Below are 20,342 nucleotides of genomic sequence, written 5' to 3' on the forward strand. Positions count from 1 at the left end.
GATCACTCTCCCTCTCTTGTTTCAAGATAGGTATCAAGCAACTCGTAAATCTCTTCCCTTCCCTGCTTAGTCTGCGCCGAATAGGGAATCACGATAGTTCCCTTCACCGTCTGCAGACCCTCTTTGATCATTTTTACATGCTTTGCCACCTGGCTTCTGTTGATCTTGTCAAGCTTGGTTGCAATAATAACCGGCGAAAACCCCTGATCCAGGATCCACTTGTACATCAGCTTGTCATTCCCGGATGGCTCATGCCGGATATCTACCAATAAGAATACAATCTGCAGCTGCTTTGAGGTATGAAGATAATTCTCGATCATCTTTCCCCACTGTGCCTTGACCTCTTCTCCGGCCTTGGCATAACCATAACCCGGCAGATCCACAAAGTAACACTCATTATTGATATTATAAAAATTGATCGTCTGTGTCTTGCCTGGCTGTGCACTGGTTCTTGCCAGTGATTTTCTGAGCATCAGGCCATTGATCAGAGATGACTTGCCCACATTACTCTTGCCGGCAAAGGCAAACTCCGGTATTTCATGCTCCGGAATCTGGCTTGTAATACCACATACCGTCTCCAGACTTACATTTCTGATAACCATTTATTTTCTCCCTTGGTTTACAAGTGCGTGCTCCAGGACTTCCTTCATGCTCTTGACAAAGGTGATGGTCAGTCCTTCACGGATCTCTTCCGAGATCTCTTCCACGTCTTTTTTATTTTCAAAAGGTACCAGTACTTCTGTCACACCTGCCATTTTGGCTGCCAGAAGCTTTTCCTTCAATCCTCCTATGGGAAGAACCCTTCCTCTCAGAGTGACCTCACCGGTCATTGCCAGATCACCACGCACCTTTTCTCCTGTAACTGCTGAGAAAATGGCCGTAGCCATGGTGATACCGGCAGACGGTCCATCCTTTGGTACTGCTCCCTCCGGGATGTGGATATGAAAATCACATTCTTTAAAGGCTTTCTGATCCACACCGTATTCCTGACTGATGGATCTTACATAGCTCATGGCAATGATCGCGGATTCCTTCATCACATCGCCCATTTGACCAGTCAGGTCGATATCCCCTTTTCCCGGCATTTTGTTTACCTCGATCTGCAGCGTTTCACCGCCCACACTGGTCCAGGCAAGCCCTCTGACAATACCCGTCTTGGGATGCCTGTCTGCCTTTTCCTGGGTAAACTTTTTCTTGCCAAGGTACTTCTCCAGATTGGACGCAGTCACAGAAATCTGTGTTTCTTCCTTTCCTTCCTCTCTTCGTTCCAGGATCTCCCTGGCTGCTTTCCGGCAGATATCCCCGATCTTTCTCTCAAGACCTCTGACCCCGGCTTCTCTTGTGTAATACGCGATCACCGCTTTCAATGCACTATCCTTAATGGATAACATACTCTTTGAGAGACCGTTTTTCTTCAGTTCCCTGGGGAGCAGATGCTCCTTTGCAATATGGAACTTTTCATTCTGCGTGTAGCTGTTGACCTCAATGATCTCCATCCGGTCAAGGAGTGGTCTTGGGATCGTCTCTGTAGTATTGGCTGTGGCTATAAACAATACCTCAGAAAGATCCACCGGAATTTCCACATAATGGTCACGGAATCTTACATTCTGTTCACTGTCAAGCACTTCCAGAAGAGCTGAGAACGTATCTCCTTTATAATCATTACTCACTTTATCTATTTCGTCAAGAAGCATAAGCGGATTCTTTACTCCAGCCTGCCGGAGTCCCGTAATGATACGTCCCGGCATAGCTCCCACATAAGTTTTACGGTGTCCCCTGATCTCTGCCTCATCCCGCACACCTCCAAGACAGATCCTGACATATTTTTTGTTCAGGGCTTCTGCCACGCTCCTTGCTACGGATGTCTTGCCGGTTCCCGGAGGTCCTACCAGACAGAGGATCGGGCTGTCTCCCTTCTGGTTCAGACAGCGCACCGCAAGAAACTCCAGGATTCTTTCCTTTACTTTTTCAAGACCGTAATGATCTCTGTTCAGGATCTCCTCTGCCCGTTTCATGCTTTCATTGTCAACAGATGCTTTATCCCAGGGCAGCTCCAGCAAGGTTTCGATATAGCCTCTCTCTACGGAGCTTTCAGAGCTGTTTCCTGTCAGGTTGCGGAATCTTCCGATTTCCTTTGCTATTTTCTTTTTTACCTCTTCCGTCGCCTGCAGCGTAGAAAGCGTTTTTTCAAACTGGTCTGCATCGGATAGGGATCCATCTTCACCCAGTTCCTCCCTGATATAACGGAGCTGCTCACGAAGCAGGTATTCCTTCTGGTTTTTATCAACTCTCCCTTTGAGCTTCTGTACAAGCTCAGACCGTATTTTGGCAATTTCCACTTCATTTATCAGTATGCTGCACAGGATCTCATACCGTTCCTTCAGGTCGCAGGCATCCAGCACCTGCTGCTTCTGTTCAAAGGTTATCGGCATATTCATGGCCATCTCATCTGCCAGTCTGCCGGGATCAGTGATGGAATCATAGCGTTTTGCAAGATTCTGTCCCAGCTTTGGATGAAATGCCATATAAGCCCGGAAAGAATCCTTAACCTGACGCAGCATGGCCTCGATCTCTGCACCTGCTTCCAGTCCGCCTGACCCCTCATCTGTCATCTTCAGCAAATCTGCACAGAAATATCTGTTTTCTTTCTTCTGTAATCCGATCAGCTTTCCCCGATAAAGACCTTCTACCAGGATCCGGACTACGTGATCTGGAAGCTTTGTAATCTGTTTTATAACAGCTACCGTTCCAATGGCATAGAGCTTCTTCTCCGGATGGGCTGCTTCTGATTCCTGCTTTCTTTTCGTGATCAGAAAAACACGTCCTCCCTCTGCCATGGCATGCTCAAGAGAGGAAATGGCTTCTTCTTTATGCAGATCAAAGTGGATCACAGCACCCGGCAGAATCGTCAGATTCTCCAGAATGACTGCTGGTATGCTTTCTGTTTCCACTGTCTTATTTTCCATTTCAAAATCTTTCATCTTTTTGTTCCTTAAAATAACATTTTTGCAAAAAACGCCGCCATAAACAGGCGGCGCATCTTTATTTTGCTTTTTGCATGTGTTCCTGATGAATGACAAGTGGCTTGCTCGTTCCATCCACCGCTTCCTTCGTGATCACACACTCTTCAATGGTATCATCTGAAGGAATATTAAACATGACATCCATCATTACCTTTTCCATAATAGAACGCAGACCTCTGGCTCCGGTCTTCCGCTCAAATGCCTGTTTTGCAATCGCTCTGATCGCATCCTCTTCAAAGGTGAGCTTCACATCATCCAGCTCAAACAGCTTCTGATACTGCTTTACAAGTGCATTCTTAGGTTCCTTCAGGATCCGGATCAGTGCATCCTCATCCAGTCCTTCCAGAGATACACTGATCGGCACACGTCCAACAAACTCGGGGATCAGCCCAAATTTCACAAGATCCTGAGGAGTTACCTCCTTCAGCATTTCACTGATCTCCTGTGTCTTCTTATCTGCGATCTCCGCATCAAAACCAATCGAATTACGGTTCAGTCTGTTCTCTACGATTTTCTCAAGGCCGTCAAACGCACCACCGCAGATAAACAGAATATTAGTAGTATCAATCTGTATCAGTTCCTGGTGTGGGTGCTTTCTTCCCCCCTGAGGCGGTACACTTGCTACCGTTCCTTCTACGATCTTCAGCAGTGCCTGCTGGACACCTTCTCCTGATACATCTCTTGTAATAGATACATTTTCACTTTTCTTGGTGATCTTGTCGATTTCATCAATATAAATGATACCAAGCTGTGCCTTTTCCACATCATAATCTGCTGCCTGGATCAGCTTCAGAAGAATGTTCTCCACATCTTCACCCACATATCCGGCTTCTGTCAATGTGGTCGCATCTGCAATTGCAAAAGGTACATTGATGATCTTCGCCAGTGTCTGAGCAAGGTAGGTTTTTCCGGAACCGGTAGGTCCCATCATAATAATATTGCTCTTCTGCAATTCCACATCATCAGGATCCTTCGGTGCCATAACTCTCTTATAGTGATTGTATACAGCAACTGCCAGCACCTTTTTAGCTTCATCCTGCCCGATCACATATTCATCGAGGAAATTCTTGATCTCTACCGGTTTGAGCAGATTGATCTCCATTTCCCCTTCTTCCTGCAGCTCTGTTTCTTCGTATTCTTCCTCAACGATATCGGAACAGATAGATACACATTCATCACAGATATATACCCCTGCGGGACCTGCAATCATTTTCTTTACCTGACTTTGTGTCTTATTACAAAATGAGCACCTGATATTGTCAGTATTCTTGCCTGCCATTTCTGATTTCCTTCCTCAATTTTCTGTGCCGGCTACGCACGTATCCACAAAGGAATTACTGTTCTCCACGCTTATATACCACTCTGTCGATCAGTCCGTATTCCTTCGCTTCTTCAGCAGTCATCCAGTTATCTCTTTCTGTATCTGCTGCGATCACATCATAATCCCTGCCTGTATTGGCTGCCAGGATTTTATTTAGCTTTTCCTTGGTCTGCAGGATATGTCTTGCTGCGATCTCAATTTCTGTTGCCTGACCCTGTGCGCCGCCAAGAGGCTGATGGATCATGATCTCTGCATTGGGAAGAGCAAGTCTCTTTCCCTTGGTTCCACCGGCAAGGAGGAAAGCTCCCATACTGGCTGCCATACCCATACAATAGGTAGAAACATCACATTTCACATACTGCATGGTATCGTAAATAGCCATACCGGCAGTTACGCTTCCGCCGGGGCTGTTGATATAAAACTGAATATCCTTTTCAGGATCCTCCGCCTCAAGAAAAAGCATCTGTGCAACGATCAGACTTGCCGTTACTTCATTGACCTCTTCCCCGAGGAAAATGATCCTTTCCTTTAACAGTCTTGAATAAATGTCATAAGACCGCTCACCACGGCTTGTCTGTTCAATGACATAAGGCACTAAACTCATTCTTATCTTCTCCTTTCAGACGACACCGAAAAAACTGATTTATTTCTCCTTAGCGTTGTCTACGACAAACTCTGCTGCCTTCTTTACTGCGATATCCTCTTTGATCTGCTGAACGCTCTTCTCAGGAAGCAGTTCCTTTACCTTGTCTACTTCCATCTGGTATGCTTCTGCCATGGACTTTAATTCTTCTTCGTAGTCTTCTTCTGTAGCTTCGATCTTCTCTGCTGCAGCAACTGCCTCAAGAACAAGTCTGGACTGGATTCTCTTCTCAGCCTGAGGCTTCACCTGCTCGATCATCTGGTCATAGGAAGCACCTGTAAACTGGAAGTACTGCTCAAGGGTAAGTCCCTGCATCTGGATTCTCTGAGCGAACTCATCGATCATCTGTCTCTGCTGTGTCTCGATCATGGCTTCAGGAATTTCCATATCGGAATCCTTGATGATCTCTTCGATAACTGCTGCTTCCTTTGCCTCTCTTGCAGCCTTTGCTTTTCTTTCTTCCAGTCTGCCCCTTATATCTGCCTTATATTCAGCAAGTGTCTCGAACTCGGAAACTTCGCTTGCAAACTCATCATCCAGTGTGGGAAGCTCCTTCTCCTTAATCTCCTTAACGGTACATTTGAATACAGCTGCCTTTCCCTTTAAGTCTTCTGCCTGATAATCTTCAGGGAAGGTTACATTTACTTCTGTCTCCTTGCCGATCTCAGCGCCAACAAGCTGTTCTTCAAATCCGGGGATAAAGGTTCCGGATCCGATGGTAAGAGGATAATTCTCTCCCTTGCCGCCTTCGAATGCAGTTCCATCAACAAATCCTTCAAAATCAAGAGTTACAATATCGCCATCCTTTACAGCTCTGTCTGTAACATCAATATTTCTGGCGTTGCTTTCCCTTTCCTTATCGATTTCCTTATCTACTTCTTCATCAGTTACTTCTGTGTCAGCCTTCTCAACCTTGACACCCTTGTATTTGCCAAGCTTTACTTCCGGCTTTAATGCTACCTCTGCAGTAAAGATAAAAGGCTTGCCTGCCTCTACCTGTGCAACCTCGATCTTGGGGGAGGATACGATCTCTTCCTCACACTCGTCAACTGCCTTTTCATATGCTTCAGGGATCAGTGCATTCACTGCATCTTCATAAAATACTTCCTTGCCATACATTCTCTCGATCATCTGGCGGGGTACTTTACCCTTCCTGAATCCGGGAACGCTGATCTTGCTCTTATTCTTCTGATAAGCTCCCTCAATTGCCTTTTCCAGCTCTTCCGGCGCAACCTCAATGGTAAGCTTCGCCATGTTCTTTTCTAATTTTTCTACCTGTACGCTCATTCTGGTACATCCTCCTTAAAAAATATATCTGAGTAACTTCTTTTTCATTACTGCATAAATTTTCGCATACTCACAGTCATTGTACGATTATATCACAGGCCAGATGAAAATACCACTTTTTTTTCAGTAACTGTGCATAATTCCCTGTTTTTCAGAGAAATACTCATCTGGTCAATTTTCAGCCCCTTTTTGTTGACTAAATTGGTATTTTTTCATTTTTGAATTCTGCTTCCTGCAGATTTTATCTGAAAAACATTTTTATTTTTTCCTCTTGACTTTTTGAAAAACTGAGAAATCCCCCATTTCCACAAAGTTATCCACAATGACACACATGTCATTTACAAATAACTGCTCTGTCTTTTTGAGATTGGAATGACGTCATTTTATGTTTTTCTCTTTCATTTTTCAATTTCCTGCATTTCTGTGCTGCTCCATCCTTTTTCTTCCCAGAAATCAGAAATTTTCTTTTCTATCTGCTGCAGGGACACTCTTTCAAAGGTTTTCCACTCTCTCGGGAACATCCGTAAATAAGTTTCCGTGAGAAATCTGTCATCCAGAAGGGCAACAATTCCAATATCCTCTGCTGTGCGGATCACCCGTCCTGCCGCCTGCAATACCTTATTCATGCCAGGATAACGGTACGCATAATCAAAACCGTCATCTCCCTGCTTTTCAAAATAATTCTTCAGGATCTCCCTTTCACTGCACACAAGGGGCAATCCGGTTCCTACGATCACAGCTCCTATCAGACTGTCATTTTTCAGATCAATCCCCTCGCTGAAAATACCGCCAAGTACACAGAAGCCGATCAGAGTATGCGCATGTCCTGATTCTTTCTCCCCTTCAAATCTTGTGAGGAACCCCTCTCTGCTCTCTTCATTCATATATTCTTCCTGTTTCAGACACTCAGCCCCGTCCTCTGTGGCAAAATGCTGTTCATACTGATCCAGTACCTGGTTCATAAAAGCATAGGATGGAAAAAAAGCCATATAATTTCCCCTTTTTCCGGTTATGATCCTATGGATATAGGACGCAATTTTATAATATTCCTCTTCTGACCGCCTTTTATATCTGCTGGTCACATCGGATGCAATAAAAAGTCCTCGTTTCTCCGGTTCAAATATGGATCTGGCATATACTTCATAGTCCTTTTCCTCTGCTCCCAGCAGCTTTTTGTAATACTGAATCGGCAGAAGTGTGGCCGAAAAGAGGATACTGCTCCTGCCCCTCTGCATACATTCTGCCAGTTTTTTCCCTGGATTGACACAGAACAGGCGGATCCGAAAATTTCCCTCCTCATCCAGCTTCGTATAGATCTCATAATGTTCATCCAGATCCTCATGGATCATAAGAAAATGCGATACTCTAAAGTAAAATTCGGTAAGCTCTGCTTTCACCGGGCTCTCTTCATGGTCATCCAGATAATCATCAATAGCTGAAGACAGACTGTTCAGTGCCCTGACAAATGCTGCTATGCTGCTCTCATCCTCATATCTGTAACCGGCACAGTTTCGTTTCAATGCAAGAAGCTCTTTGTTACACCTGTCAAGCTGATGACAGATCCTTGTACTGTACTCCTTACAGAGCCTCTTCATGGCAAGAAAATCCTCCTTGATCAGGGCAGCCGAATACATTTCCCGTCCCCGTTCCACCAGATTGTGTGCCTCATCTATCAGAAAGATATAATTCTCCTGAACCCCTTCTGCAAAAAACCGCTTCAGGTATACATGAGGATCAAATAAGTAATTATAATCCCCGATCACCACATCCGCAAACAGGCTCATATCCAGACAGAACTCAAAAGGACAGACCTGATGCTTCCTGGCATAGCTCTCGATCTCTCCTCTGCTGTAATTGTCCGTATGAGTCAACATATCATACAGAGCCTCATTCACTCTGTCAAAATGTCCCTTGGCATATGGGCAAAAGTCCGGATTACACTGACTTTCCTCCATAAAGCATATCTTATCCCGCGCGGTCAATACTACAGATTTCAGCTTCAGTCCTTTTTCTCTCATAAGGACAATGGTATTCTCTGCCACTGTCCTTGTAATTGTCTTCGCTGTCAGGTAGAAAATCTTATCTCCCATTCCTTCTCCCATGGCTTTCACTGCTGGAAACAGTGTAGAGATCGTCTTTCCCACACCAGTCGGTGCTTCTACAAACAGTTTTCTCTTATGATAAATAGTTCTATAGACATAAGTGACAAGATCCTTCTGTCCCTCCCTGTAGGGAAAAGGGAATTTCAGCTCCTTAATCGATGCTGTCCGGGTCTTCTCCCACTGGAACTGAAAGTCAGCCCATTTCTTATATTCCTGTATCAGATCCAGGAACCAGTTTTGCAGTTCTCTGACATCATATTCAAAATGAAAATATTTCAGTTCCTCCGTTTCCATATTACAATACGTCATCCGTACCCGGATCCGCCGCAGTCTATTCTGTATTCCATAGATAGCTGCATAACATTTTGCCTGTGCAAGATGCACCGGCACGGCTTCCCTGATCTTATGTATCTCCCGGTAGGTTCCCTTGATTTCATCGACCGTAGCAGTCACAAGATCCGTATAAGCCGGCTTTATTTCCACCGTAGACAGCTCCGGTACTGCACTGACCTCACCTGTTTCTTCTATTATAATGCCATCAGCTCTGCCTTCCACAACTATGCTGTACTCTTCCATGTCAGCTGTATAGCGCAGAGCAACCTCCGCATGATAGGAAGAGCCCATCCGCCGCTGTATCATACGGTGGATCCGTCCACCCTCCTGCATGGCATTATCTCTGGCACGCCCTTTTCGATTGTCAATATCTCCGCTCCGCAGAATAAATTCCACCAGATTTCTGACGGAAACATGCACCTCTGTCATTCCTTATGCTCCTGCTTCTGTTTGCTGCATTCCTGACTATAAAAATAACTCCCTATAAAGATAGTACGCTATCCTTCATAGGGAGTCAATCAGACTGCTATTGTCTACCTGTCTGTAAATCCACTCAACAGGCAAGTGCAAAATGATTCAAATAATCTTCAAATTCCTGATCATAGCCATTGTAGGAAACGGTAAGGATCTGATTCAGGTCCAGTCCGAGTACACCTACGATCGACTTTGCGTCAACTACAAATCTGTTATAGGATATATCAATATCAAAATCACATCTGGTAGCTGCTGCAACAAAATCCTTTACTTCATCCACTCTCAATCTGATTTTATGAGTTCTCATAGTATCACCTTTCTCTTTCTATGGATCAATCCATAAACAACAAAGTAACAAAGAAAACGTTTTTTCTTCATTTTTGACAAATATTATCATCCGGATAAGCTTTTGTAAAGTATTTTTTTTAGTACATAAGGCTAAATTTAAAGTCCTACTTATTTGCAGTATTCCCTGTATTTCCTCTGTTAAACTCTGTCATATATTTCCGGTAGCGGACAGGCAGCATTCCCCGCTGTAATTCTGAATTGGTCCTTTCCTTTATAGCTATGGTATGAAAGAACTCTGTGAACAGTTCACTGTATTTCTCTTCTCCCTCCGAAAAGGTATCAGGCAGTTTCCATTCTTCCTGTCCGGATACCATCACATATTCCCTTTCTGCCGGATGTACCGCAAACAGATTTCTTCCAATATCATGGATCACAAAATTTTCCAAAGGAAACCGGTCTGTAAAATGAGGCATCAGAAAAGTCAGAATATGGTTCTTCGGACTGATCTGTGCGTACAAAACACCGTCTGCAAGCTCCCGGAAACGAATAAATTCTATATGGGAATGAGTTTCATTTCCTACCGTCCGGTCAAGCTCAAATACACGCCTGATATAAGGATCCTTCAGATCCTCCAGTATTTTTCCTCCTGTTTTCCTATGAAGAGCCATCACTATGGTACGAAAGACCGCTTCTGCCTTATCAGCTTCATAGGAAGCAAGTGTCCTGCAAATCCTGTAATATCCTTCCTCTCCCAGTTCCCGCTTTAATGTTCGTCCTACCTTTTCTGCATGCTCCCTGCTGCTCTCACACCTCTTATATACAGCAAACAGCCGGTAATTCTCTTCCTCCCCTGCGATCAGATGTACTCTTTCCAGTGGACATTTCTGGAGATAGGCCTGATAAACCCCGGAGAAGATCCCTTCCAGGGAATCTTCACAGATCAGATAATACTCTTCCACTGTGATTCCTCCTCTCCCATGTGATAATCGTCAAACAGAGAAAGCTGCTTATAGGTCAGCCCGTCAGGAGACGGTCTTCTCCCCTGCTCATTGGAGATCAGATTTCTGGTAATATAATCCTCATTCATCCTGATCGGGTACATGGTCTTTCCATTGCAGGTAATAAAAAACAGTGCCCGCTTCAGCACAACCCCTATCTTCTTCAGATGCTCAAAATTAAGATTTCCGCTTCTCCTGGCCTTCACGATCCGCTGTGCACTCTTCACTCCGATCCCGGGAACCCGCAGGATCGACTGATAGTCTGCCCGATTGATCTCCACCGGGAAATACTCCAGATGCCGCAGTGCCCAATCTGCCTTAGGATCGATCAGCACATTGAAATTTGGCTTCTGCTCACTTAACAGTTCCCCAGCCTCAAAACCATAAAACCGGAGCAGCCAGTCCGCCTGGTATAAACGGTGCTCACGCAGGAGCGGCGGTCCTCCCGGCAGTGATGGCAGATCCTTATCTTCATTCACATTGACAAAGGCGGAATAATATACTCTTTTCAGATCAAACCTCTGATACAGCTTCTCTGCCACCATCAGAAGCTGATAATCACTCTCCGGTGTGGCTCCTATGATCATCTGTGTGGACTGTCCTGCCGGTACGAAGCTCTTTGCATGGCGGTACACCATAAGCTCTTCCTTATTCTGTGTGATTCCCTGCTGGATCTGCCGCATGGGTGTCAGAATATTCTTCCTGTGCTTATTGGGAGCCAGCCTTGAAAGTCCTTCTGCAGTAGGCAGCTCCAGATTCACACTCATCCTGTCAGCCAGAAGCCCCATCTGCTCCACAATTTGTGCATCAGCACCGGGAATTGCTTTCACATGGATATAACCCTGAAAGTAATATCTGGTGCGCAGCAGATATACTGTCCTGTAAAGCTGCTCCATCGTATAGGTAGGATTGTTGATAATACCAGAGCTTAAGAACAACCCCTCTATATAATTCCTTCGGTAGAACTGGATCGTCAGATCGCAGACCTCCTCCGGTGTAAAGCAGGCTCTCCTGACATCATTGGATTTCCGGTTCATACAGTATTTGCAGTCAAAAATGCATTCATTCGTAAACAGGATCTTCAGAAGCGAGATACACCTTCCGTCTGCCCCAAAGCTGTGGCAGATCCCGGCTCTGGAAGAATTCCCGATCCCCCTGCCGTCTCCCCTTCTCTCTACACCACTGGAGGAGCAGGAAACATCATACTTGGCCGCATCTGCAAGAATGTTCAGCTTCTCACTGATACTCATATTCTCCTGTTCCTTCATAATACAGGGTACTTTTTCATGTGTCATGATCTCTATATCACAACCTGCTGTCCTGGTACCACCCACTGCGATCTCTGCCGGAAGCTGCTTCATATTACTTTGGCTCCTAAAAAAAGAATCAGAACGTTTGTTCTGATTCCATTCTATCACAGCATATGGTTTTTTACAAGCAATTACATGAACATTTGTTCTATTTTCTTTGCAGACTCAGCCACCGACGATCGTTGTCGCATTGCTATGCAGGATCAGTCTTAAAATACCGCATAGAACCAGGTGGCCCACATAGAACACATAGAAAAACCACTTCATCCATCTGCCTTTTCCTCTGGTTCCATTATAGAAGTGCATAAATGGCCAGACGATGATGATGCCAAACTGGATCAGGCCGTATACCACGTCAATGCACAGGCACCAGACGATAACATACATGGAAATATAGGCGACCATACCAAGCACCTGTTTTCTTAAGTTCCCTCTGTTCTGATATATATGCAGGGTACAGAGCACCGGGAAGCAGGACCAGTCTGAAGGGAATGCCAGCAGGCACAGTACAAGCAATATTGCTGTCTTCTGCCAGTTTTTCAGTGGAAAGCTTCTTTTTTCATCATCATAAATATACAGGCCAATGGCTGCCAGGAAAAGCGGCCAGATCACACTGGTCTGGTTCAGCACGGAACCCCTGAACGGTATTGGTGAAATGCCGAAGCAGAAATTATAGGCAAAATGCGCCAGCACTGCGAAGATAAACAGTCTTTGCAGATACTTTCTGAAATTTCTGGTATAATGATATCCCTCTGCAACCATAAACCACATGGTTGGTGCCGCCAGTCTTCCGATCAGATGAATGCACAGCAGCCACCATGCCTTATTATCATACCCTGGCCATATCGTAGCTGCCAGATGATCCATTGTCATGGCAATAATTGCAAATATCTTAAGCTGGTTTCCTGAAAATCCGGAAAAGCCCTTTTTTCTGATTTCGTTTTCCATATATCCCCCTTATTATAATAGGTACATTCTCTTTCTGCATACCCATCTCAAAATCTCAGCCGCAGCTGATGCCATGCTGCATTTCCGTGAGTCAATTTATCTGAGATCCCCTCATTTTCAAAGCAGATCGATCAGGCCCCGTATTCCTTTCTCCTGATAAATGGTCTTGTAATAGGACACCTCGTTCTGGATCAGTTCATCAATTACACGCATTCCAAGAAGCTCTACCGGTGCCTTATCATCCGTCATGATGTGACCACCTGCTTCGTAAGTCTCCAGATGATCCCCGATCCTTCCCATCATGGCTGTCAGATCACCATCCTGCTCCAGTGCTACATTGAGCCTGTAGGTTTGCAGCATATCCGCATTGTCAGAGGCAAACAGCTCCCGGTTTGTAGATCCGCTCACATCTACCGTGCAGACCTGATCAAACACCTCAGAAATAGTGTCTGCCAGATACTCGTTGATATTTCCCTCAGCACCACTGTGCATGTTCATATTGACGACCATGACACCCTCATCCTTCAGGTGCTCCTTTACCATGGTAAAAAACTCCACGGTAGACATCTGGAACGGTATGGTAATATCCTGATAAGCATCCACCATGATCACGTCATACTTTTCACTGATCACATTCAGATATGCTCTTCCGTCATAGGTCGTGACTTCCACATCTTCCGGCAGTTCAAAGTACTTTCTGGCAAGCTTCGTGATCTTCTCATCAATCTCTACCCCTTTGATGGACGTATTGTTAAAATACCGCTCACACTGGGTAGCATAGGTCCCGGTTCCATTTCCAAGGATCAGGATATCCAGTCTGTCCTTTTCCTTCACACCCGCCATATAAGGGGCAGCCATGGCATAATCATAATACATACCGGTCAGCCCTTTATCCTTCAGGTACACCGACTGCACGCCGAACAGAACATTGGTAGAAAGCACTACTTCCCTGTCATTTTCATATACCTGCAGATAATTGTAAATTGACTCCCCCTCATAGGTAAGATTGCTTTGCCAGAAAGCAAAGCTGTTGTTATGGCCAAGAAGGCAGCAGATCAGAAATATTACAATACTAATCGGCACCCTCCTGGCCCCGGTAAAATTTCCTCTGGTACTCACAAAATAAATAACAGCCAGCAACAGCAAAATACCTGCAAAGATCAGAAATGTGATCGAGGTTCCCACTGCCGGGATACTGATAAAGGTCGGTACAAAGGTCCCGATAATGCTTCCTATGGTATTGGAAGCATTCAGCTTTCCAACTACGCTTCCACTGTCATCCAGACTGTCCACTGAAAACTTTACCAAAGACGGTGTCACGGTTCCAAGCAGAAACAGCGGAAATACAAAGATCACCATGCATGCCACAAATCCGGCTATGATAAGGAAGTTACTGTTTACGGTAAAGATCAGCAGTGCTGATATTCCGATAATGATATATTTGCCGACAACCGGTATGGCTGCGATCCACAATGCTGCGATGATAATACGTCCATAAAGTTTATCCGGATTCGGATCCTTATCGGCTGCCTTTCCTCCATACAGGTTGCCAAGCGCCATTGCGATCATGATTGTTCCTATAATGATCGTCCATACGATCTGGGAAGAGCTGAAATAGGGCGCCAGCAGTCTGCTTGCTCCAAGCTCTACTGCCATAACTGACATTCCTGCGAAAAATTCTGTCAGATACAGATATAGCCTGTTTTTCAAAATACTGTTCTTCATTTCTGTCTGTTTTCCTTTCCTGCATAAATCAGAGAAATAGTCTCATCTGGGTATCTTTAAAGCTCTTCTGCTGTGCCTCTTTCACATGATCTGTTTCCTTCAGATGACCGATCAGAAGTGGTGAGTTCACATCATGCCGTTTTCTGTTTTCTTCTACACTTTTCCGGTCATAATTGGCATAGCAATACAGGCATCCATGTCCACAGGTATTGTAAACACCAATATCAGCACCAAGCAGACAGCTGCAGGCCTCTCTGGCGGTTTTCTTCTTTGGCACCTGCAGTCCACAGCCGATGGCCCGCTCCAGAACTTTCTGTGACAGGCAGCCGTCCGCATCCACATGAGATCTTAGCAGCGCCTGATTTTCACAGCAGAGATGGATCTGCATTCCATTTGCTTCGGCAATCCCGGCAAAAGCTTCGATGATTCTCTCCTGTTCATCCCTGGTTACCCCTCTTGCCTCCCTGAAGTTCCGCTTTGTCTTTTCATAAAGATCCAGAAAGCTGACGACACACTGACCAGTATATCCCCTGAGTTTTTCTGTCATTTCTGCGAAGCAGGCAATATGATAGTCCACAGAATACTTTTCCGTGATAAAAACTGGATCATAACGCCAGCTCATTTTCTCTCTGCCTGTCATTTCCGATAACTGCCGGAAACTCTCAATTACCTTCTCTTTGGGCGGTACGAAAGGTTCTATCTCCCTGCCATAAGGCGTGATCGTAACAAACCAGAACATGTCATAAGTACTGAGACGTTCCAGCCTGCTTATCATCGGCTGCGGATTCTTCGTACAGAATACCAGCACATCCACCACAGATGGATTCAGCACATATCTGGTCACCTGTTCTGGATAATAGGGATTCCGTACCATCACATAGCCTTCTTCGATCCTTTTGTAAAACCAGTCACTGAAATATGCCGGAATATCTGTCCTGCTGCCTGTATTCAGAATCATGTCATATTCCTTTCTGCCAGCAAAGATGCCATGCTATATCTTTTTAAAACCAGATTACCGATTTTCCTGGATCCCCCTTTGGTTGAATCTGTAAAAAAGGCTCCCGGCGTTTTACACGGAGCCGGGAACCTTTCTGTCATTTCTGCTTCTGTCCATTCAGGACATTACATTTTCTTACATCAGCTTGCGGAACAGTGCTGTCAGATCTTCGATGCTGGCATCCTTCGGGTTACCCGGTGCACACGCATCTGCATGAGCGGATTCTGCAAGGAACGGAAGATCCTCCTCCTTCAGTGCTTCCAGTTTAGCCGGAATGCCTACATCCTCAGAAAGCCTGCGTACAGCATCAACTGCTGCCTTGCGGTAAGTCTCCTGATCCATCTGATCTACGCCTTCAACACCCATGGCACGGGCAATTTCACGATATTTTTCGCCAGTGCAGTCTGCATTGTACTCCATAACGATAGGAAGCATCATTGCACAGGCAACTCCATGAGGAGTATCATAAACAGCACCCAAAGTATGAGCCATGGAATGTGCGATTCCAAGTCCTACATTGGAAAATCCCATACCTGCAATATACTGGCCAAGTGCCATACCTTCCCGTCCTTCTTTGGTATTGGCAACAGCGCCTCTTAAAGATCTTGAAATGATCTCGATTGCTTTCAGATGGAACATATCTGTCATTTCCCATGCTGCCTTTGTGGTATAACCTTCAATCGCATGAGTCAGGGCATCCATACCGGTAGATGCCGTCAGTCCCTTAGGCATGGAAGCCATCATTTCCGGGTCTACAACTGCGATGATCGGCATATCATGAGGATCTACACAGACAAACTTACGCTTGCGCTCTACATCAGTAATAACATAGTTGATCGTAACCTCTGCTGCTGTACCTGCTGTGGTAGGAACTGCTATGATCGGGATGCAGGGCTTCTTTGTAGGTGCTACGCCCTCAAGGCTGCGTACATCTTCAAACTCCGGATTGGCAATGATGATACCGATCGCCTTGGAAGTATCCATGGAAGAGCCTCCGCCGATTGCAATAATATAGTCTGCGCCGGAAGCCTTAAAGGCTGCCACACCGTTCTTTACATTATCAATAGTAGGATTTGCCTTGATATCGGAATAGATCTCATAAGCCAGTCCTTCTTTTTCCAAAAGCTCTGTTACCTTTGCTGTCACTCCAAATTTGATCAGATCAGGGTCAGAACACACAAACGCCTTCTGAAAAGCATGTGCCTTTGCCTCATTTGCAATCTCTGCGATTGCCCCTGCTCCATGATAAGAGGTCTGATTCAGCATAATTCTGTTTGCCATAAGTAAAAAATCTCCTTTCTCTTCTCTGTGGTAAAATTATTACCTGCTGCTTCAATTATAATCGAAAATGCAGAGGAAAGGAAGTCCTCTTTAATTGGATGATCTTCCAGTCGGTATATAAGGAATGATCCTCTGTGCCAGTCCTGCTGCGCTCATGGTCTGCAGCCATACCTTCCCCGGTCCCTTCAATGTCGTAAGGAACAGTCCTTCCCCTCCAAACAGTACATTGGCAAAACCCTTTATCATTTCTGAAGAGTATTCCACGCTGGTTTCAAAAGCAGCTACATTGCCTGTATTGACCTTGATCACCTCTCCCGGTGCCAGTTCCCTTTCCACGATCGTCCCATCCAGTTCCAAAAATGCCAGACCCTGGCCGGAATACTTCTGAAGGATAAAACCCTCACCACCGAAAAATCCCGCCTTTACACCGGTAACATATGCACTCACTGACACATTTTTTGTCGCACAGAGGAAAGCATTTTTCTGCGCAATGTATTCCTTTCCACTGCCTATCTCCAGCATCCTGATCTCTCCGGGAAAACTGGATGCCATGGTGATCTCTGCATTGTCATGCTGTGCCGCATAGGTTGCCAGAAAGAGGCTCTCTCCGGCAAACATCCTGCCAATACCGCCAAGCAGTCCGCCTTTCATATTGGTTTCCATGGAAAATCCTTCTGACATCCATATCATACCACCTGACTGGGTATAAATTTCTTCTCCCCTGTCAAGAGTCAAGGTTACTGCTGGCATAGGGGTTCCAAATATTCTGTAATGCATACTCTTCTCCTTTTACCTTCCTTCTTTTATTTTATTCCTTCCGGTGTCTTACGTGGGCAGCTTGCCTGACCATTCATACTGACAGTTACAGCATTTCCTCTATCCCGTACTTCTTTGCCATATTTCTCTTCCACATGCCGCCAGCTTCACATACTTCTATTTTTCTGCTATTCTGTAAGTAATGAAATGGTTATAAATGATTCTTTTTCTCAACAACTGATTATCATGATTTAAAAGGAGTTTTCAAATGTCATTTACTCAGGTTATTCTATTATATCATATAGAAAAAACAAAGGAAATGCAGATCCGCCAGCTCTGTAAGAGGCTTTTTATCACAGTAAAAACCGTGCAGCGAACCGATTATTCCCAGTCACTTGGCTATCTTGCCGGCATAGAAGGTTTTGCAAGAAAAAATGCAGTCTATCTTGGCAGGGAGCTTCCTGCTGAGATGCTTGTCTTCTCCGGCATGACCTCTGAGCAGATCGATCTGTTCCTTGCTGAGTACCGTAAAATGGGGATTTCTCCCATTGCCTGCAAAGCCGTTATCACACCCGTCAACATTTTCTGGGATGCAGGAAATCTTGCAGAAGAGCTGTTAAAGGAGCACCACCAGCTCCATAAAGATCCCGGTATCTGAAACAGACTGCATTCCCTTTCTGAGACACACTTCTTTATCCCCACACCATATCCGCGCTTTCAGTCGTTTCTTGAAAAGAAATGTCTGATATGGTATGATTTTCCCAGTACTAAATTTGAGGGGTGAAGTTTTTTGATCAGAATATGTTATGTAGTTGGTATCTCATTACCATTCGTTATTTATTATCTTATCCGCATCAGCTATGTAGAACAGCACGGAGATAAATACACAGAAACTGTCCGGTACCAGATTGCCCGCAATGCTATTTCCATCCTGAAATTCAATGGTATGATCCGGACCGATGTTTACGGTCTTGAAAATCTGCCAAAAGACGGCGGCTACGTTATGTACCCCAATCATCAGGGCAAATACGACGTGCTTGGTATTATTTTCGCCCACGAAAAACCCTGCACCATGATGATCGATGACAAACGGGCCGATCTGCCGCTGACCAAGGAATTTGTTTCTTTATTAAAGGGGAGCCGCCTTGACAAGACTGACATGAGAAAACAGGTGAACACCGTTCTTCAGGTCGCTTCCGAGGTTGCTTCCGGCAGAAGATATATCGTTTTCCCGGAAGGCGGCTATGACCACAACAGAAACGAAGTCCATGATTTCCTGCCCGGAGCCTTCAAATGTGCCATGAAGGCCAGACGCCCCATTGTCCCTGTCGTTCTCATTGATTCCTACAAGGTCTTCGGTGTCAACAGCTTAAAGCCGGTACGCACACAGGTTCACTTCCTGAAGCCCATGTACTATGAAGATTACAAGGATATGACCTCAAAGGAGATTTCTGATCTGACAAGAAACCAGATCATTTCTGTGATCCAGAAGGCTAGCTGATCTTCCTGCCAGCCAGACATACTTTCTACGGGGCATTACAGATGTATTTCATCCCTCATGCCCCGTTCTATAAACTCTTAAGATAAATGTTGCTCTATCCCATCCACCGCTTAAAATAAGTATCTGCTGCAAGCTTCAGATAATACTGCCCCTTCTCCATAGATTCCTGAATGGAAATCCCTCTGGCAATTTCCACTGCAATTACACAATTTCTACAAAGTTCCTCTGCCGGTACTTTACAGATACCACAGAAAGAAACGATCTCCCTGTTACCGGCATGCTTCCTGATACCACTCAAAACCTTTCCCATAAGGCTCTGTTCATCCAGACATCCTTCCCCGGTTACAACCAGATCACAGTCTTTCACAAGCGCATCAAACTGACACAGCTCCAGCATACCTTCAATGCCGCTGACCGTCTTTGCTCTTAGAAATGCCGTACATCCATATCCGGCACCTCCTGCAGCCCCCGCTCCTGCCTCCGGCGGCATTGCCTGACAGTCACGCTCTATCACTTCTGCCACGTGGATCAGACCAGCATCCAGGACTGCAACCTCTTCCTTCGTTGCTCCCTTCTGTGGTGCATAAATATAGGCAGCTCCCAGAGGTCCATACAAGGGATTAGTCACATCACTCATTACCGTAAATTCAGCCTCTCCGATCCGCTGATCCAGCCTCGAACATTCTATTTTCGATACCGCTGACAGCGTCCCTCCAGCCGGAACAAATGACCGTCCATCTCTATCAAAGAAAGTAATTCCAAGCGCTGCTGCCATCCCACATCCGCAGTCTGTTGTGGCACTGCCTCCAAGACAAAGGAAAAACTTCCGACAGCCTTCATCCAGTGCCGCTCTTATCAGTTCTCCAAAGCCAAAGGTACTGGCCTCCAGTGCACGAAATCCGGTCTGCTTTGTCAGTCCGCTGCTTTCTGCAATTTCAAGGACAGCCGTTCCATCAGGAAGAATCCCATAGGCTGCCTCAATCAGTTTTCCTTCCGGGGAATGTACTGTCACTGTCTTCCTGCTTCCGCCCTTTGCCCGGAGAATACAGTCCATGCTTCCTTCTCCGCCATCTGCAATGGGAAGTCTGACAACCTCACACTTCAAATGTTCTTCTATGGATCCTGCCAGAATATCGGTTACTTCCTGCGATGTCATACTTCCTTTAAAACTGTCTGGAATCACAATCACTTTCTGCATAATAAAGTCATCCTTTCCTGCTCATAACTTCATCATATCATTCTCCGGGGCATCAGGCTATGTTTTCTTCCCATATGCCCCACCTCAGTCATTTTTACGTTCATTTCACTGCCTTTTGGGGTATCTGCATGCACTTTTCCTACTGATGCCCCGCTCT

17 protein-coding genes are annotated in these 20,342 nt (G+C 45.3%); 2 read left to right on the forward strand and 15 right to left on the reverse strand.

The features are described from left to right. Positions 1–2: 2 nt before the first annotated feature. The 14 genes from yihA to OCV77_RS11005 form a co-directional block, all read right to left on the reverse strand. Positions 3–602: a ribosome biogenesis GTP-binding protein YihA/YsxC gene (gene yihA, locus OCV77_RS10940; RefSeq protein ID WP_118798916.1), complete on the reverse strand. Its 600-nt coding sequence runs from the start codon at positions 600–602 to the stop codon at positions 3–5. Then, entirely contained in the window at positions 603–2,981 is a 2,379-nt protein-coding gene (gene lon, locus OCV77_RS10945) for an endopeptidase La (RefSeq protein ID WP_262575122.1), read from the reverse strand. Positions 2,982–3,042: 61 nt separating this feature from the next. After that, a complete protein-coding gene (clpX, locus tag OCV77_RS10950; protein WP_118798915.1) occupies positions 3,043–4,302 on the reverse strand; it encodes an ATP-dependent Clp protease ATP-binding subunit ClpX in 1,260 nt (419 codons plus the stop codon). A 55-nt stretch (positions 4,303–4,357) separates the two neighbouring features. Continuing rightward, a complete protein-coding gene (gene clpP / locus OCV77_RS10955) occupies positions 4,358–4,948 on the reverse strand; it encodes an ATP-dependent Clp endopeptidase proteolytic subunit ClpP (RefSeq protein ID WP_118798914.1) in 591 nt (196 codons plus the stop codon). A gap of 39 nt (positions 4,949–4,987) precedes the next feature. After that, positions 4,988–6,274, reverse strand: a complete 1,287-nt coding sequence (gene tig / locus OCV77_RS10960) for a trigger factor (protein ID WP_262575123.1) — start codon at positions 6,272–6,274, stop codon at positions 4,988–4,990. A gap of 398 nt (positions 6,275–6,672) precedes the next feature. Next, complete coding sequence (locus tag OCV77_RS10965) at positions 6,673–9,138, reverse strand: ATP-dependent DNA helicase (RefSeq protein ID WP_262575124.1); 2,466 nt, start codon at positions 9,136–9,138, stop codon at positions 6,673–6,675. A gap of 124 nt (positions 9,139–9,262) precedes the next feature. Next, positions 9,263–9,490: an HPr family phosphocarrier protein gene (locus tag OCV77_RS10970; protein WP_118798911.1), complete on the reverse strand. Its 228-nt coding sequence runs from the start codon at positions 9,488–9,490 to the stop codon at positions 9,263–9,265. Between the two features lie 145 nt (positions 9,491–9,635). Next, positions 9,636–10,430, reverse strand: coding sequence for a TIGR03915 family putative DNA repair protein (locus OCV77_RS10975; protein WP_262575125.1), 795 nt, complete (start codon positions 10,428–10,430; stop codon positions 9,636–9,638). After that, positions 10,412–11,737 carry a putative DNA modification/repair radical SAM protein gene (locus OCV77_RS10980; protein ID WP_262575199.1) on the reverse strand — a complete coding sequence of 442 codons (1,326 nt, stop codon included), beginning with the start codon at positions 11,735–11,737 and terminating at the stop codon, positions 10,412–10,414. The genes OCV77_RS10975 and OCV77_RS10980 overlap by 19 nt, the downstream gene beginning before the upstream one ends. Positions 11,738–11,944: 207 nt before the next feature. Then, positions 11,945–12,727 (reverse strand): conjugal transfer protein TraX, encoded by a 783-nt coding sequence (locus tag OCV77_RS10985; protein ID WP_262575126.1) that lies wholly within the window; start codon positions 12,725–12,727, stop codon positions 11,945–11,947. A gap of 117 nt (positions 12,728–12,844) precedes the next feature. Next, positions 12,845–14,452 (reverse strand): spermidine synthase, encoded by a 1,608-nt coding sequence (locus OCV77_RS10990; RefSeq protein WP_262575127.1) that lies wholly within the window; start codon positions 14,450–14,452, stop codon positions 12,845–12,847. Between the two features lie 28 nt (positions 14,453–14,480). After that, complete coding sequence (locus tag OCV77_RS10995) at positions 14,481–15,410, reverse strand: DUF1848 domain-containing protein (RefSeq protein WP_262575128.1); 930 nt, start codon at positions 15,408–15,410, stop codon at positions 14,481–14,483. A gap of 174 nt (positions 15,411–15,584) precedes the next feature. Then, on the reverse strand, positions 15,585–16,730 hold the full coding sequence (gene fucO / locus OCV77_RS11000; RefSeq protein ID WP_262575129.1) for a lactaldehyde reductase: 1,146 nt from the start codon (positions 16,728–16,730) through the stop codon (positions 15,585–15,587). A 90-nt stretch (positions 16,731–16,820) separates the two neighbouring features. Continuing rightward, positions 16,821–17,507, reverse strand: coding sequence for a TIGR00266 family protein (locus tag OCV77_RS11005; protein ID WP_262575130.1), 687 nt, complete (start codon positions 17,505–17,507; stop codon positions 16,821–16,823). A gap of 247 nt (positions 17,508–17,754) precedes the next feature. Between OCV77_RS11005 and OCV77_RS11010 the strand changes: the two genes are divergently transcribed. Together OCV77_RS11010 and OCV77_RS11015 are read left to right on the forward strand one after the other, a co-directional pair. Beyond that, positions 17,755–18,144, forward strand: coding sequence for a DUF3783 domain-containing protein (locus OCV77_RS11010; RefSeq protein WP_262575131.1), 390 nt, complete (start codon positions 17,755–17,757; stop codon positions 18,142–18,144). A 132-nt stretch (positions 18,145–18,276) separates the two neighbouring features. Further along, entirely contained in the window at positions 18,277–18,987 is a 711-nt protein-coding gene (locus OCV77_RS11015) for a lysophospholipid acyltransferase family protein (RefSeq protein WP_262575132.1), read from the forward strand. 94 nt (positions 18,988–19,081) lie between these two features. Here the strand turns inward: OCV77_RS11015 and OCV77_RS11020 are convergent, their stop codons facing one another. After that, a complete protein-coding gene (locus OCV77_RS11020) occupies positions 19,082–20,185 on the reverse strand; it encodes a glycerate kinase (RefSeq protein ID WP_262575133.1) in 1,104 nt (367 codons plus the stop codon). Positions 20,186–20,342 lie beyond the last annotated feature (157 nt).

It is taken from the genome of Suilimivivens aceti (assembly GCF_025567405.1).
GTDB lineage: Bacteria > Bacillota > Clostridia > Lachnospirales > Lachnospiraceae > Suilimivivens > Suilimivivens aceti.